Below are 16,037 nucleotides of genomic sequence, written 5' to 3'. Positions count from 1 at the left end.
ATCGATGTGTCCATACCTTCCGCCGATTCGGCACCAACTTTCGTCGATCCCGTCAAAAGTCGGCGACGAGGACCGCCCCGCTCGGCCGCTGCACCTCGCCGCCGAGGGGCGGCGGGTGGCCCTCGGCGGCTCCGGCGACGGACGGGCGGTCGCTGTTCAGCGGGGACGGTCCACGGCCTGGGTGGCGAGGGCCGTCAGGGCGGCCCGGGCCTCGGCGGTCACCGGGGTGGACCCCAGGGCCGCCAGGGCGGCCTCCGCGCGTACCCGGATCATCCCCTCGATCCGCTCACGGGCCCCGGTGCCCTCGATGATCTTCCGCAGCTCGGCGGCGCCGTCGCCGTCGAGCGCCGGGTTGCCGAACAGCTCCCGCAGCCGCGCGGCCTGCGCCCGGTCGGCGGCGCCACGGGCCAGCGCCATCATCACCGTCGGCTTGCCCTCCCGCAGGTCGTCCAGGACCGACTTGCCGGTGACCGTCGGGTCGCCGAAGACCCCCAGCACGTCGTCGCGCAGCTGGAACGCGTCGCCCAGCGGATCGCCGAACTCGGCCAGCGCGGCGAGCAGCTCCGGTCCGGCCCCGGCCAGCGTCGCCCCGATCTGCAACGGCCGGGTGACCGTGTAGCGGGCCGCCTTCATCCGGACGACGGTCAGCGCGCTCGCCACCGAACCGTCGCCGACCCCGGAGACGAGGTCCAGGTACTCCCCCGCGATCACCTCGGTGCGCATCAGCGCGTAGACCGCGTACCCCCGGTGCACCCGCCCCGCGTCCAGGCCACACTCGTGGAACATCTGGTCGGACCAGGCGGCGCAGAGGTCGCCGCAGAGCAGCGCGGTGTTGCGCCCGTACGCCTCGGGGTCGCCACGCCAGGACGAGCGGGCGTGCAGGTCGGCGAAGAGCCGGTGCACCGACGGCCCGCCCCGGCGGCGGTCGCTGCCGTCCAGGATGTCGTCGTGGATCAGCGCGAACGCGTGGAACAGCTCCAACGCGGCGGCGGCCACCACGATCGGGGCGCCGTCGACGCCGCCCGCGCCCCGCCATCCCCAGTAGCAGAAGAGCGGGCGCAGCCGCTTGCCGCCGGCCAGCACGAACCGGTGCAGCGCGGTGAAGACGCCCCGGGGCGCCCCGTCCGGCCAGTCCCGGCCCTGCCGGTCGAGGAAGGCGGCGAGCGCGGCGTCGAACCGGTCCCGCAGCCCGCTCGTGTCGGTCGGGACGACGACGGCGGTCACGGCGCCTCCCCGGGCCGCCCCGCCGACGTCGGAGTGGACGGCGCGACGCGACGCGACGACGCGACCGCACCGGCGGCCGGCGGCGGGACCGCATCGGGGGCCGGCGGCGGTGCCAGCCCTGCCAGCTCCAGCAGGAGTGCCTTGACCTCGGTCGCGGCGACCCGGTCCCGGGCGGCGGACGGGTCGGAGCAGAGCAGCACCGGCCCGTCGGCCGGGTCGGCCGGGAGCCGGCCGTGCGACCCGCGTACCGCCCGGGCGCCGGCGTCCAGCCCCACCACGCTCATCAGGTAGCGCATCCCGAGCTTCTTGCGGGCCAGCGCCACGGCGGCCCGCCGCTTCGCCGCGCCCGGCGCGGCCGGGTCGAAGAACAGCTCGGCGGGGTCGTAACCCGGCTTCCGGTGGATCTCCACCAGCCGGGCGAAGTCGGGCGCGCGGTCGTCGTCGAGCCAGTAGTAGTAGGTGAACCAGGCGTCCGGCTCGGCGACGAGGACCAGCTCTCCGGCGCGCGGGTGGTCCAGCCCGTACGCGGCCCGGCCGTCGGCGTCGAGCACCTCGGCCACCCCGGGCAGCCCGGCGCAGAGCGCCGCCATCGCCGGCACGTCGGCCGGGTCGCGGACGTAGACGTGCGCCACCTGGTGGTCGGCCACCGCGAAGGCCCGCGAGGTCCACGGGTCGAGGTACTCCATGCCGGCCTGGGTGTGCACCCGCAGCAGCCCCTCGGCGCGCAGCAGCCGGTTGACGTCGACCGGCCGGGAGACGTCGGTGATGCCGTACTCGGAGAGCACCACCACGGTGGCGTCGCGGGCGCGGGCGGCGTCCAGCAGCGGCCCGAGCACCCCGTCCAGCTCGGCCGCCGCGGCGGCGGCCCGGGGCGACGAGGGGCCGTGGCGTTGCAGGTCGTAGTCGAGGTGCGGGACGTAGACCAGGGTCAGGTCCGGCGCGTGGTCGTCCAGGATCCGCTCGGCGGCCCGGCAGATCCACGCCGACGACGCCAGCCCGGCGCCCGGCCCCCAGTAGCTGAACAGCGGGAAGGTGCCGAGCCGGTCGGTGAGGTCGTCGTGCAGCTCCGGCGGGTCGGTGTAGCAGTCCGGCTCCTTGCGCCCGTCCGCGTGGTAGACGGGGCGCGGGGTGACCGTCCAGTCCACGTCGGCGCCCATCGCGTACCACCAGCAGACGTTGGCGACCGTGAAGCCCGGCTGCGCCCGGCGGGCGGCCTGCCACAGCTTCTCCCCGCCGACCAGGGCGTGGTGCTGCCGCCAGAGCAGCACCTCGCCGAGGTCGCGGAAGTACCACCCGTTGCCGACGATCCCGTGCCCGGCCGGGAGCGCCCCGGTGAGGAACGTCGACTGCACCGAACACGTCAGCGCGGGCAGCACGGTGCCCAGCTCGGCGCGGAAGCCGGCGTCGGCGACCGCGCGCAGCCGGGGCATGTGCGCCAGCAGGCGTGGGGTCAGCCCGACCACGTCCAGCACCACCAGCCGCCGGCTCATGTCGTCACCTCGCTCCGCTCGGCGCCACCATGAGCCACCCCGGCCCTGTGTCGATGACTCGCTCGCTGACGCTCGCTCATGCCGTCACCCCACTGCGTCCGGCGTCGCCGGGAGACACCCCGGCGCGGTCCCGATGATCCGTCGGCGTCAGGCCCACGGCGACCAGCTCGGCGCGGGCGAAGGCCAGCTCCGCGGCGATCCCGGCGGCCAGCTCCGCGTCGGTGCGCGGGCGCCGCGCGGCCGGCAGCACCCCCCAGGTGTACGTCTCGACGTCGAGGTGGTCGCAGCCCGCCTCGGGCCCGGCGTAGAGCGCGGCCAGCGCGGCGCGCAGCACCGGCAGGGTGGAGCCCAGCGGCGGCTCCGGCGGGGCGTGCAACGGCACGTGGTAGTGCACCCGCCACGGCCCGGGCAGCCGCGCGGCCAGGGCGGCGTCCAGGTCGTCGGCGGCGTGGGCGGGGTCGGCCGGGTCCGCCGCGCCCGCGCAGCCGGCGGCGCGGGTCTGGTGCAGGAAGCGCGGCTCCACCCAGCGGCACAGCGCCGGCGTCGCCTCGGCGGGCGCCTCGATGGCGGCCGACACCTGCACCTTCACCACCGGCAGGCCGGCCGTGCGCAGCCGGCGCAGCGCCTCGGCCGGCTCCTCCCAGGCGCAGGCGAGGTGGGCGAGGTCCAGGCAGACGCCGAGCCGGTCGGTGTCCAGGCCGGACAGGGCCGCGACCGCCTGGCCGCTGCTCTCCACCACGCAGCCCGGCTCCGGCTCGAAGCCGACCCGCACCGGCCGGCCGGTCTCCCGCTCGACGGCCGCGAGACCGGCCGACAGGTCGTCGAGCCGTCGGCGGGCGGCGTCCGCGCGGGCGGCGTCCCAGGGTTGCCGCCAGGCCAGCGGCAGGGTGGAGACCGAGCCCCGGGCCGCGTCGTCGGGCAGCAGGTCGGCGAGCACCCGGGCCAGGTCAAGGGTGTACGCGAGCCGCGCGGGGGCGGTCCAGTCCGGGTGGTAGACGTCGCCCTTGACGACGGGGGCCTGGAAGGCCGCGTACGGGAAACCGTTGAGGGTGACCACCTCCAGCCCCCGGACGGTCAGCTCGGCGCGCAGCCGGCGCCGGGCGGCCGGGTCGGCGGCCAGCTCGGCGGCGACCGGGGCGGCCAGCCACAGCCCGAGGCCGAGCAGGTCGGCGCCGAGCGCCTCGCGTACGGGCACGGCGTAGGTGTCCAGCTGGCGGAGGATGCCGGCGAGGTCCTCGGCGGGGTGCACGTTGGTGCAGTAGCCGAGGTGGACGGTGTCGCCGCCGGCGTGCCGCAGCCGCATCAGCTGCCGCCGCGCAGGATCGAGTTGCCGGCCCAGGTGCCGGCCGCCGCGTCGGCGGCGTGCTCCAGGTCCGTCAGGTCGAGCCGCCCGGACTGGCCGTAGAACTCGACCGGGTTGCGCCACAGCACCCGGTCCACGTCGTCGTCGGTGAAGCCGGCCAGCAGCATCGCCTCCCCGGTGGCCCGGGTGAGCAGCGGGTCCGAGCGCCCCCAGTCGGCCGCCGAGTTGACCAGCACCCGCTCGGTCCCGTACGCCCGCAGCAGCTCCACCATGCGCGGCGGGGACATCTTGGTGTCGGGGTAGATGGAGAAGCCCAGCCAGCAGCCGGTGTCCCGGACCAGCCCCACCGTCACCTCGTTGAGGTGGTCGAGCACCACCCGGCCCGGCTCGACGCCGGACTCGGCGACCACGGCGAGGCTGCGTTCGACGCCCCGGGCCTTGTCCCGGTGCGGGGTGTGCACCAGGGCCGGCAGGTCGTGGGCCACGGCCAGGGCGAGCTGGGCGGCGAACGCCTCGTCCTCCTCCGGCGTCATCGAGTCGTAGCCGATCTCGCCGACCGCCACCACGGCGTCCTTCTCCAGGTAGCGCGGCAGCAGGTCGAGCACCGGGCGGCAACGCGGGTCGTTGGCCTCCTTCGGGTTCAGCGCCACCGTGGCGTGGTGGCGGATCCCGAACTGCCCGGCCCGGAACGGCTCCCAGCCGACCAGCGAGTCGAAGTAGTCGGCGAAGGAGGCGGGGCTGGTGCGGGGCTGGCCGAGCCAGAACGCCGGCTCCACCACCGCGCGGACGCCGGCGGCGGCCATCCGCTCGTAGTCGTCGGTGGTCCGCGAGGTCATGTGGATGTGCGGGTCAAAGATGCGCATCAGGCCTCCTGGATTTCGCGCAGCCGGGCGAGCAGGTCGGTCGCGTCCGCCGGCATGGCCCGCCCGGCGGCCTGCCGCTCGGCGGCCAGCCCCGCGAGCATCGCGGCGAGTTCGCCGTCGGCGCGGGCGTCGAGGTCGTGCACCACGGCCAGCGGCACGCCGGTGAACACGCACTTGAGCACCGCCTGCCGCCAGGCGGCCGGGTCGAGGTGCCGGGCGTACGGGCCGAGGGCGGCGGCCAGCAGCCGGGTGTCGTTGGTGCGGATCGCGTCGTGCAGCAGCGGCGCCCCGGCCGCGCCGATCGGCAGCAGCGGCAGGGCCTTGAGCACGGCCCGCTTCTCGGCGGCGTCGCCCTGCCGGTAGCGGGCCTGCGCGTGCGCGGCGTGGTCGCCCGGCAGCGCGGTCAGCAGCAGGGCCCGGGCCGCCTCGTCGGCGCTCCAGCCGGGTGCCCCGGCCAGCGGCGCCCGGCCGCAGCGCCGCCCGGCGGCCGGGAAGAACCGGTCGATGGCCGCCGGTTCGGTCGCCACCCGCCGCAGCGCCGCGTCGAGCCAGTCGGGATCGGGTACGCCCCGCAGCGCGGCCCGCAGTGAATCCGGTGTCATCCCGTCTCCTCTCTCGTGCTGCCGACGTGGCCCCGTCACCGTTCCGGTCGCGCCGCTTCCTTCCCGTCGGCACCCGGTCCCGGTCGCGCCGCCTCCATCGCGGCGGCGCGCAGGAAGTCGAGCGAGCGGGCCGCGACGGCGGGGGCGGCGTGCGAGTGGCGGGGCAGCTCCACGGCGACCAGTCCCCGGTAGCCGGCGTCGCCCAGGGCACGCAGCACGGGCGGGAAGTCGATCTCGCCGGTGCCGAACTCCAGGTGCTCGTGCACGCCCCGGCGCATGTCGTCGATCTGCACGTTGACCAGATGCGCGGCCACCTCGCGTACGCACTCGGGGACCGGCCGCGGCTCCAGGCAGCGGCAGTGTCCGATGTCGAGGGTGATGCCGAAGCGGGCCGGATCGCCGAGCGCGTCGCGCAGCCGGCGCCAGCCGGCGATGTCCTCGACCAGCATGCCCGGCTCCGGCTCGAAGCCGAGGGTCGTCCCGGCCGCCTCGGCGGCGTCGAGGACCGTGGCGCACCCGGCGACCAGCCGGTCCCAGGCGGTCGCCGGTTCGACGTTCTCCGGTCGGACGCCGGACCAGAGGGAGACGGCCTCCGCGCCCAGGTCGGCGCCGATCCGCACGGCCCGGCGCAGGAACTCGACGCGCCGCGCCGGGTCGTCGTGCAGCAGCGTCGGGGCGTGCTTGTGCCACGGGTCGAGCAGGTAGCGTGCGCCGGTCTCGACGACCACGGCGAGGTCGAGCGCCGCGAGCCGGCGGGCGACGGCGGCCACCCGGCGGGCCAGCGCGGGCGCGAACGGGTCGAGGTGGTCGTGGTCCAGGGTGAGCGCCACGCCCTGGTAGCCCAGGTCGGCGACGACGGCGAGCGCGTCGGTCAGCCGGTGGTTGGCGAACCCGTTGGTCCCGTAGCCGAAGCGCGGGGCGTCGCCGCCCGGGGGCCTCCCTGGGGCGGTCACGTCGGGGAGACCTTCCGGGCCAGCCGGCCGCCGAGCGGCGCGGCCGCGGCCACCGCCAGCCCCAGCAGCCCGGCCCCGGCGCGTGCGGTGAGGGCGCCCTGCAACGCGGGCAGCCCGGTGATCCCCGCTCCCACCGCCGCCCGCACCCGGCCGGCGCAGGGGTCGGCCGCCGCCCGGGCCTGGGCCGCGCCGTAGCGGGCCGCGTACCAGCCGGCCAGCAGCGCCGGCAGCGCGGCGGCGACGCCGGGGCCGGGCTGCGGGGCGCGGTCGGGCACGCCGGTGGGCGTGGCGCGGGTCGCGGCCCGGAGGCGGCGGCCCGGCCGGGCCCGGTCGGGGCGCGGCCGGACGGCGGCGCTCGCGGCGACCAGGGCGGTTCCGGCGAGGGTACGCAGCGGCAGCGCGGCGTCGGCGCCGGTGACCTCCCGGCGGGAGAGCGCGGTGACCGTCCACGTGTGCGCGGCCACGGTGACCGCCGCCGGCACCGCCCGCAGCGCCCGTCCGCCCGTCGCACCGAGCAGCACGTCCAGCCCTCGGCAGGCGGCCATCACGGCCGGGCCGGCGGGCGTGTCCTTCGCCGCCAGGTCGTACCCCCAGACGGCGGCGGCGAGGCCGACCGCGACCGTCGCGGCGCGCCGGCCCCCGGCGGCGGTGGCCAGCGCGACCCCGGCGGCGGTGAGCCCGGCGGCGAGGCCGAGCGCGACCCCGGGGGCCACCCGGCCGCTGGGGATGGGCCGCTCGGGGCGTTCGACGGCGTCCAGCCGGCGGTCGGCCCAGTCGTTGCCGGCCATTCCCGCCCAGTAGAGCAGGACGGACGCGGCGGCCAGCGCGGGCGTACGCCGCCCGAGCGTGCCGGCTGCCGCCGCCCCGGCGACGACGTCCCCCGGCACCGACAGCGCGGCCGGCGCCCGGACCAGTTCGGCGAGGTCAGCGACGCGCGGCATCGGTGCCTCCCGCGTGCAGCCGCTGGGCGAAGCCGCACAGCCGGGTCCACTGGTCGGCCAGCGAGTGGGTGGGCGTGCCGAACGGGTCCTTGAAGAAGAAGGCGAGGTCGGTCAGGGGGCCGGCGTGGCCGGCGGCGTGCGCGGCGGCGGTGAGTCGGGCCAGGTCGAGCACGAGGGGCGCGGCCAGGGCGGAGTCGCAGCCGTGCCAGGTGAACTCCATGCGCATCCCGGTGCCGAGGAACCCGGCGAACGTGATCAGGTCCCAGGCGGTCTTGAAGTCGCCCAGCGCCTCGACGTACTCGATCCGGGTGCCGCCCTGCGGCAGGTGGCCGAGGGTCTCGCCGAGCACCCGCTGCTTGCTCTCCGCCTTGGCCGCGTTGGCCGCCGGGTCGGTTAGGGTGGCGCCGTCGCCGCCGCCGAGCAGGTTGATCCCGGACCAGGAGCGCACCGCCAGGTGCCGCATCGCGAACATCGGCGCGAGCACGGACTTGACCAGGGTCTCCCCCGTCTTTCCGTCGTGCCCGGCGTACGGGATCCCGCCCTCGGCGGCCAGCGCCACCAGGGCCGGCAGCCGCAGCCCGGTGGACGGGGTGAAGTCGACGTACGGGCAGCCCGCCCGCACCGCCGCGTACGCGTAGAGGGAGCTGGGCGGCAGCACCTCGTCGCCACCGGCGAGCGCGGCCCGCAGCGCGTCCGGGTCGGCGTGCCCCGGGTGCGGGCGGGCGGCGGGTTCGGTGGCCGAGACGTTGACCACCACCACCCGGTCCAGCCCGTGCCGGCGGCGGAAGTCGGTGAGGTCGCGTACGGTCGCGGCGGCCCGGTCCGCCTGGGTGCCGACGGCGGGGGCCGGACGCAGCTCGCGTTCGACGGCGGCCAGTTCGTCGGGGAGGGCGGCGACCAGCCGGCCGGGCAGCACGCCGGCGGCGGCCAGTGCCTCGGCCCGCTTCGCCAGCGGGGTGGTGACGACGTCGTGCCCGCCGAAGACCAGGTCGGTGAAGGCCGGCAGGGCGGGCCCGCGCAGGTCGGGCAGTTCGGTGACGCAGCCGGTCGGGCCGGTGAGCCCGGACCGCAGGGCGAGCGCCCCCACGATGCTGGTGGTCGCGACCGAGCCGCGCGCTCCCACCAGCCAGACACCCGTACGCATGGTGCTCCTTCCCGATCAGGAGGAACCAGCCGTGCATTGAGTTATATAGATATCAGAAGTTTGTTCAGAAAGATACGGATCTATGTGGATGGGCCCCGTCCGCCGGCCGCCCCGGGAGGAGCCCACCGGTCCGGTGTCGACGTCGGCGGCGACGACCCCGGCCCGGTTCCCGGCGCGGGCACGGACGGACGGGGCTGGCAGGCAGGGCCGGTCGGCGTCTCGTCCCTGCCTCCCCCGCATCCGCCGGTCGGGACGACGGCACGCCCCGACCGGACGTCGTGGGGTGACACGGCCCGGCGGGGTCGCCGGGTGGTGACGGTCCTCCGGTGCGACCGGGGAATCCCGGTCCGGCCGCACCGGACGACCGTTCTGCTCGTGCGTCACCGGGCCACGCCGGCCCGGCCGCACGCCCTCCGGTGCCGACCTCGTCCCGGCCGCGGGGCGCAACCGCGGCCGGTCCCTCGCCGGTCGGCGCCGGAGTCGGCTCAGGCGGCGACCGTGGCCAGGGCCGGCTCCACCTCGGTCCACGAGGAGCCGAGCTCCGCCGACCGGGTCACCGCGTCCAGCACCAACTGGACCTGCAACCCGTCGACGAAGGAGGGGGCCGGGTCGACGCCGGTGGCGACCGCCTCGACGAAGTCCCGCATCTGGTGGGTGAAGGAGTGCTCGTAGCCGATGAGGTGGCCGGGCGGCCACCAGGCGGACATGTACGGGTGCTCCCCCTCGGTCACCAGGATGCGGCTGAACCCCTGCTCCGCAGCGGGTCGCGTCGCGTCGTAGAACTCCAGCTCGTTGAGGCGCTCCAGGTCGAAGGCCACCGTGCCCAGCGAGCCGTTGATCTCCACCCGGAGGGCGTTCTTGCGTCCCGTGGCGAACCGGCTCGCCTCGTACGTCGCCAGCACGCCGCCGTCGAGCCGGGCCACGAAGACCGCCGCGTCGTCGACGGTGACCGCCCCGGTGGCCGGGCGGTGGCCGTCGGCACCGAGGCCGTCGACCGCCGCCCCGTCCACCGTCGCCGCCAGCCCGCTCGACCCGGCCGGCAGCGGCCGTTCCCTGACGAACGTCTCGGTGACCGCGCTGACCCCGGTGATCCGCCGGCCGGTGACGTACTGGGTCAGGTCGATGATGTGCGCCCCGATGTCGCCGAGCGCGCCCGAGCCGGCCCGGTCCCGCTGCAACCGCCAGACCAGGGGGAACTGCGGGTCCACGATCCAGTCCTGCAGGTACGTCGCCCGGACGTGCCGGATCACCCCGAGCCGCCCGTCGGCGACGAGCTGGCGCATCATCGCGACCGCCGGCACCCGTCGGTAGTTGAACCCGCACATCGACCGCACCCCGGCGGCCTGCGCGGTGGCTGCCGCGGCGGCCATCGCCCGGGCCTCGGAGACCGTGTTGGCCAGCGGCTTCTCGCACAGCACGTGCTTGCCGGCGGCCAGCGCGGCGAGGGCGATCTCGGCGTGGCTGTCCCCGGGCGTGCAGACGTCGACCACGTCGATGTCGTCCCGGGCGATCAGGTCGCGCCAGTCGGTCGTGTACGCGTCCCAGCCGAGCCGGTCGGCGGCGTCGGCCACCTTCCCGGTGTCCCGGCCGCAGATCAGCGACATCCGGGCCCGTGCCGGCAGGTCGAACACCCGGTTCACGGTGCGCCACGCCTGCGAGTGCGCGGCGCCCATGAACGCGTAGCCGACCATGCCGACCCGCAGTTCTCTGTCTGTCGTGGACAAGGTGGGTCTCCCCCCGTGTATCAGAACCCGAGCTTGAGGTAGTTGCCCGCGTTCTCCTTGGTGATCGTCTCGGAGGCGAGGATGATCTCCTTGGGCACCTGGAGTTCCACCAGGTCGGACATGCCCTTGCCCTGGCCGATCAGGCGGGCCAGGGAGATGGCCGAGGAGGCCATCGAGGGGCTGTAGGTCACGGTCGCCTTGAGCACCGTGTTGTCCGCCTGGATGTCCTCCATCGCCTTCTTCGAGCCGGCGCCGCCGACCATGAAGAACTCCTTGCGGCCGCTCTGGCTGACCGCGGCCAGCACGCCGATGCCCTGGTCGTCGTCGTGGTTCCAGAGCGCGTCGATCTTCGGCAGGGCCTGGAGCAGCTGCGCCGCCTCCTGCTGCCCCGAGTCGGCCGTGAACCGGGCCGCCCGGCGGTTGGCGACCTTGAAGCCGCTCGCCGTCAGGGTGTCGACGAAGCCCTTCGACCGCTCCTGGGTCAGCTCCAGCTCGTCCATGCCGGCGATCTCGCCGATCACCGGGTTGCTGATGCCCTTGGCCTTGAACTGCTCGATCATGTAGGTGGCGGCGGCCACGCCCATGCCGTAGTTGTCGCCCTTGATCTGGAGCCGGTAGGCCCGCGCGTCGGGGAAGGCCCGGTCCAGGTTGACCACCGGGACGCCGGCCTTCATCGCCTCCAGGCCGAACGCGTTGAGCTCCTTGCCGTCGTGCGGCAGCAGCACGATCACGTCGGGCTTCTGCGAGATCAGCGTGGACAGCGCCGCCCGCTGGGCCGCCGCGTCCGCGCCGGCCTCGACCGACTTGAACTCCACGTCGGAGTACGCCCCGGCCTGCGCCTTGGCGTTGTTGGTGATGGCGGCGATCCAGCCGTGGTCCGCGGCCGGCGCGGAGAAGCCGATGACGACCCGCTTGCCGGGCTCGTTGTTGCCGCCCGGCGCGGCCGCCGCCTTGGTCTGCGCCTCGGTCGGCTGGGCTTCGTTGCTGGTGCAGCCGGCGAGCAGCACGCCGGCGCCGACGGCGGCCCCGCCGAAGAGCAGTCGGCGGCGCGACATGTCGCGACTGTGCTGGGTCATGACGACCTCCTGGGTTGACGGTGGTGGAGGAAATCTCGCGGTGCGGGACGGAAGAGAGCGTGCGGGGCCCGGCCACCGTCGCTCGGGTGGCCCGGATGCCGCGCGGTCGGTGCGGTACGGATCAGGTGGTGGTGAGCCGGTTGCGGCCCAGGAACTGGGTGAGGCTGCGGAACTGGACCTGCTGGACCAGGACGGCGGCCACGATGATGCCGCCCTTGACCATGTTCTGGGCCTCCGTGGAGAGGCCGTTGATGGCGAAGAGGTTGGTGATGGTGGCGAAGATGACCACCCCGAGCAGGGAACCGATGATGGTGCCCCGCCCGCCGCTGAGCAGCGTGCCGCCGATGATCGCGGCGGCGATCGCGTCCAGCTCGTAGAGGTTCGCCATAGCCGCCTGCGCCGAGTTGGCCTGGGCGGTGAGCATGATGGCGGCGATCCCGCAGCAGAGGCCGGAGAGCGCGTAGAGCAGCACGGTGTGCCGCCGGACGTTGATCCCGGCGAGCCGGGCGGCCTCCGGGTTGCCGCCGACGGCGACCGTACGCCGACCGAAGGTGGTGCGGTTGAGCAGCACCCAGCCGGCGGCGACCACGGCGGCGAGGATGTAGACCAGCAGCGGGATGCCCAGCAGGCTGTTGCTGGCGAGGCCGTTGATGAAGCCGTTGTCCGACACCTGGGTCTGCTTGTCGGAGATCTCGGCGGCCAGGCCCCGGGCCGCCACCAGCATGGCGAGGGTGGCGATGAACGGCACCAGCCGGCCGTACGAGATGAGCAGCCCGTTGACCAGGCCGACCGCCAACCCGACGGTGAGCGCGCTGAAGATCATGCCGCCGGCGCCGTAGCTCTGGGTGGCCACCGTGGTGCACCAGACGCCGGCCAGCGCGACGATCGCGCCGACGGAAAGGTCGATGCCACCGCCGATGATCACGAAGGTCATGCCAACGGTGACCACGCCGACCACGGCCGCCAGCTTGAGGATGCTCAGGACGTTGTCCCACACCCAGTCCGGGTTGGAGTAGAGGTCGGAGCGGGTGAGGGCGCCGATCACGACGAGCACGGCCAGCACCCCGATCAGGCCGAGGTTGCGGCGGACGCCCTCGCCGCCGTCCCCCCGCCACCAGGAAATCCGGCCCGGTGCCGCCACCTTGTCGACGGCCGCCGCGGTCTGTGCCGGGTCCACCGGCGGCGACTGCGCCGGCAGCTGCGCCGCCCGCTTGGGCGCCACGGTGGGAGTAGGACCCTCGGTCATGCCGGTGCGCCTTCCATCAGGGACCCCGCCATGACGAGGTCGAGCACGGTGTTCTCGTCGAGTTCGCCGGCCGGGGCCTCGCGGACGACCCGCCCCTCCCGCATCACCAGCACCCGGTCGGCCAGGCCGAGCACCTCGGGGACCTCGCTGGAGACCAGCAGCACCCCGACGCCGCGCGCGGCCAGCCCTCGGATCACCTGGTAGAGCTCCGCCCGGGCGCCGACGTCGACGCCCCGGGTCGGCTCGTCGAGCAGCAGCAGCCGGGTGTCGCCGAGCAGCCAGCGGCCGACCACCACCTTCTGCTGGTTGCCGCCGGAGAGGGTGCGCACCGGCCGGCGTACGTCGCGGGGGCGCAGCTCCAGGCTCTCGGCGATCCGGTCCGCCTCCGCCCGTTCCCGCCCGGCGTCGGTGAACCCGGCGCGGGCGTAGCGGGCGAAGGTCGCCAGGGTCACGTTGCGGTAGATCGGCTCGCCCAGCAGCAGCGCCTGGCTCTTGCGCTCCTCGGGGGCCATCCCCATGCCGGCCCGCACCGCCGCGCCGACGCTGCCCGGGCGCAACGCCCGACCGGCCATCCGCACCGAGCCGGCCTCGGCACGACGCGCGCCGTAGATGGTCTCCAGCAGCTCGGAACGGCCCGAGCCGACCAGCCCGGCGATGCCGACGATCTCGCCGGCCCGGACCCTGAGCGAGACGTCGGCGAACTCGCCGGCCCGGGTCAGCCCTTCGACCGTGAGCAGCTCCGCGCCGCCGGCCGCGCCGGCCGGGCGGTCCGGGAAGACGTACTCGATGGTGCGGCCGGTCATCCGGCTGACCAGGTCGCGGGTCGGGGTGTCGCGGGCCGGCAGGTTCGCCGCCGTGGTCCGGCCGTCCTTGAGTACGGTGACACGGTCGCCGATCTCGCGGATCTCCTCCAGCCGGTGCGAGATGTAGATGACGGCGATGCCCTGCGCGGTCAGCTCCCGGATGATCCGGAACAGGTTGCCCACCTCGTCGTGGGCCAGTACGGCGCTCGGCTCGTCCATGATGATCAGCCGTGCCTCGTGGGAGAGCGCGCGGGCCATGCTGACGATCTGCTTGCCGGCGGCGGGCAGCGCGCGCACCATCCGCCCGGGCGGGATCTCGGCGTGGCCGAGCCCTCCGAGGATCTGCCGGGTGTGCCGGGCCATGGTGCCCCGCCGGACGAAGCCGAACCGGCGCGGCTCGTGGCCGAGGAAGGCGTTCTCCGCGACCGAGAGGTCCTCGACCAGGTCGAGTTCCTGGTAGATGGTGGCGATGCCGGCGCGCATGGCGGCCTGCGGGTTGGCGAAGGTGACCGGGCTGCCCCGCCACTCGACGAGCCCCGAGTCGGGCCGGTGCACCCCGGCGAGCACCTTGATCAGGGTGGACTTGCCGGCGCCGTTCTGCCCGAGCAGGCAGTGCACCTCGCCGGCCCGCACCTCCAACTGCACCCCGTCCAGAGCCCGTACGCCCGGGAAGGTCTTGACCACGTCGGTGAGGCGCAGCACCACCTCGCCCGCGACGGCGTCGGCGGGCGCCTCGACCAGCGGGGCGCCGGCGGGGACGGCATCCGCCGGCCCGGCGGCCGTCTCCTCGGATCGGGCCACGGTCTCCTCCTCACGCTCGCTCACGACGCCACCTCCGTTCGCGACTGCGGGGCTCGCAGACCCGGCTCACTCCTCGCGCTCACGACGACTTCTCCGTTCGCGACTGCGGGGCTCGCAGGCCCGGCTCACTCCTCGCGCTCACGACGACTTCTCCGTTCGCGACTGCGGGGCTCGCAGACCCGGCTCACTCCTCGCGCTCACGATGCCTCCCCGAAGGCGACGTCGCTGGCGAGCACGGCCGCGCCGGCCACACCGGCGCGCGGGCCGAGTTCGGAGAGGACGACGGGAAGGTTGCCGGTGGCCAGCGGCAGCGACCGGCGGTAGACGACGCTGCGGATCTCGGCGAGGAGGATGTGCCCGAGCTGGGCGAGCCCGCCGCCGATCACGATCATCGACGGATTGGTGAAGCTGACCAGCCCGGCCAGTACCCCACCCACCCGCCGACCCCCGTCGCGGATCAGCTGGATGCAGGTCACGTCCCCCTCGACGGCGCCCCCGGCGACGTCCAGCGCGGTCACCGCGCCGCGTGCGGCGAGCCGTTCGGCCAGCGCGGGCGACACCCCGCTGCGCGCGGCGGCGGTCGCGTCCTTGGCCAGCGCGGCCCCGCTGAACAGCGCCTCCAGGCAGCCGACGTTGCCGCAGGAGCACATCGGGCCGTGCGCGTCGACCTGGATGTGGCCGATGTCGCCGGCGCAGCCGTCGGTGCCCCGGTAGACCTCGCCGCTGAGGTAGATCCCGCACCCTATTCCGGTGCCGATCTTCACGAAGAGGAAGTCGTCCACGGAGTGGGCGACCCCGCCGTGCCGCTCCCCGATCGCCATGATGTTGACGTCGTTGTCCACCACGGCCGGGCAGCCGTGCTCGCGGGTGAGCAGTTCGCGCACCGGGAACCGGTCCCACCCCGGCATGATCGGCGGGGAGACCGGCACGCCGTCGCGGAAGCTGACCGGGCCGGGCACCCCGATGCCGACGGCGTCGAGCCGCTCGTAGGCACCGTCCACCCGGGCCTTGTGCAGCAACTCGTTGACCCGCTGGAGGATCACCTTCGGGCCGGTGCGGATGTCGGCCGCCTCGGCGTACGCGGCGACCGGCTCCAGCCGGCCGTTGACCACCTCGACGTCGATGGAGCTGGCGCCGAGGTCGACGGCGGCGAAGCGCAGGCGCGGACTCAGCTCGACGAGGGTGGAGCGGCGGCCGCCCCGGGAGGCGGCCAGCCCCGCCTCGGCGACGTAGCCGAGGGTGACGAGCCGTTCCAGCTCCGCCAGCAGCCGGGGACGGGGCATCTGCAACCGGTCGCCCAGCTCGGCCCGGGACACCGCCCCCTCGTCACGGAGCAGCCGCAGCAGCCGTACGTGCAGGGGGTCGACCGTCCGCACCGGAATCACCTCTTCGCGGCTCGTTCACATCGACGTAATGCCGAGGTGTCGTGCCGACACAGTAGGAGTGTTCCGTGTCACGTGTCCAGAGCTTCGGCCGATCTGACGCGAACTTTCGTTCGTACAAGCAAAAGCTTCGGATGGATCAAGGAAAGCTACTCCCCACACGCACCACGAAGCGAACGCGCACACCGCGCCCCAGCCCGGCCCCGCCCCGGCCGGAGGCGCTGCTGCTGCAACCCAGCCACGGAGCTGCCGCAGCCCAGCCGGCGCTGCCGCAGGCCCACCGCCGGTGCTGCCGCACTCCCCAGCCGGAGGTGCTGCGCAGACCCACCGACGGTGATCAGGACGCCATGTACCTAAAAACCGGCGGATAAGGTCCACCACGTCCTGATCACCCGGACGGTCATTCCGGAGGAGACGGGTGGGTGGGCGGATGGCCAGCATGCCCGCGCCGCGAGGCAAGCGGGTGGGGCGGATGGCCAGCACGG

General features: G+C 74.9%; 13 protein-coding genes. All 13 read right to left on the bottom strand.

Annotation, left to right across the window (positions count from 1 at the left end; genetic code table 11):
* Window positions 1-156: 156 nt before the first annotated feature.
* The gene (locus ACLQ22_RS25560; protein ID WP_425694555.1) at window positions 157-1,224 is read right to left on the bottom strand and encodes a polyprenyl synthetase family protein; all 1,068 of its coding nucleotides are present in this window, start codon (window positions 1,222-1,224) and stop codon (window positions 157-159) included.
* Window positions 1,221-2,714 carry an alkaline phosphatase family protein gene (locus ACLQ22_RS25555; RefSeq protein WP_425694554.1) on the bottom strand — a complete coding sequence of 498 codons (1,494 nt, stop codon included), beginning with the start codon at window positions 2,712-2,714 and terminating at the stop codon, window positions 1,221-1,223. Before ACLQ22_RS25555 ends, ACLQ22_RS25560 begins: the two co-directional genes overlap by 4 nt.
* A gap of 76 nt (window positions 2,715-2,790) precedes the next feature.
* On the bottom strand, window positions 2,791-4,017 hold the full coding sequence (gene eboE / locus ACLQ22_RS25550; RefSeq protein ID WP_425694553.1) for a metabolite traffic protein EboE: 1,227 nt from the start codon (window positions 4,015-4,017) through the stop codon (window positions 2,791-2,793).
* Window positions 4,017-4,880, bottom strand: coding sequence for a TatD family hydrolase (locus ACLQ22_RS25545; RefSeq protein ID WP_425694552.1), 864 nt, complete (start codon window positions 4,878-4,880; stop codon window positions 4,017-4,019). Before ACLQ22_RS25545 ends, eboE begins: the two co-directional genes overlap by 1 nt.
* Window positions 4,880-5,482: an EboA domain-containing protein gene (locus ACLQ22_RS25540; protein ID WP_425694551.1), complete on the bottom strand. Its 603-nt coding sequence runs from the start codon at window positions 5,480-5,482 to the stop codon at window positions 4,880-4,882. Before ACLQ22_RS25540 ends, ACLQ22_RS25545 begins: the two co-directional genes overlap by 1 nt.
* Before the next feature lie 35 nt (window positions 5,483-5,517).
* Complete coding sequence (locus ACLQ22_RS25535) at window positions 5,518-6,435, bottom strand: sugar phosphate isomerase/epimerase family protein (RefSeq protein ID WP_425694550.1); 918 nt, start codon at window positions 6,433-6,435, stop codon at window positions 5,518-5,520.
* Entirely contained in the window at window positions 6,432-7,376 is a 945-nt protein-coding gene (locus ACLQ22_RS25530; RefSeq protein ID WP_425694549.1) for an SCO3242 family prenyltransferase, read from the bottom strand. The genes ACLQ22_RS25535 and ACLQ22_RS25530 overlap by 4 nt, the downstream gene beginning before the upstream one ends.
* Window positions 7,360-8,520, bottom strand: a complete 1,161-nt coding sequence (locus ACLQ22_RS25525; protein WP_425694548.1) for an inositol-3-phosphate synthase — start codon at window positions 8,518-8,520, stop codon at window positions 7,360-7,362. Before ACLQ22_RS25525 ends, ACLQ22_RS25530 begins: the two co-directional genes overlap by 17 nt.
* Before the next feature lie 485 nt (window positions 8,521-9,005).
* On the bottom strand, window positions 9,006-10,211 hold the full coding sequence (locus ACLQ22_RS25520; RefSeq protein WP_425694664.1) for a Gfo/Idh/MocA family protein: 1,206 nt from the start codon (window positions 10,209-10,211) through the stop codon (window positions 9,006-9,008).
* 53 nt (window positions 10,212-10,264) lie between these two features.
* Window positions 10,265-11,320, bottom strand: a complete 1,056-nt coding sequence (locus ACLQ22_RS25515) for a substrate-binding domain-containing protein (RefSeq protein ID WP_425694547.1) — start codon at window positions 11,318-11,320, stop codon at window positions 10,265-10,267.
* 121 nt (window positions 11,321-11,441) lie between these two features.
* The gene (locus tag ACLQ22_RS25510; protein ID WP_366641775.1) at window positions 11,442-12,566 is read right to left on the bottom strand and encodes an ABC transporter permease; all 1,125 of its coding nucleotides are present in this window, start codon (window positions 12,564-12,566) and stop codon (window positions 11,442-11,444) included.
* Entirely contained in the window at window positions 12,563-14,074 is a 1,512-nt protein-coding gene (locus ACLQ22_RS25505; protein WP_425694663.1) for a sugar ABC transporter ATP-binding protein, read from the bottom strand. Before ACLQ22_RS25505 ends, ACLQ22_RS25510 begins: the two co-directional genes overlap by 4 nt.
* Before the next feature lie 293 nt (window positions 14,075-14,367).
* Complete coding sequence (locus tag ACLQ22_RS25500; protein WP_121400274.1) at window positions 14,368-15,546, bottom strand: ROK family protein; 1,179 nt, start codon at window positions 15,544-15,546, stop codon at window positions 14,368-14,370.
* Between the last annotated feature and the right edge of the window lie 491 nt (window positions 15,547-16,037).

This window comes from Micromonospora sp. DT178, assembly GCF_049841695.1.
GTDB lineage: Bacteria > Actinomycetota > Actinomycetes > Mycobacteriales > Micromonosporaceae > Micromonospora.
Note: the sequence above shows the minus strand (reverse complement) of the source record. Positions and strands in the feature narration are given on the sequence as shown.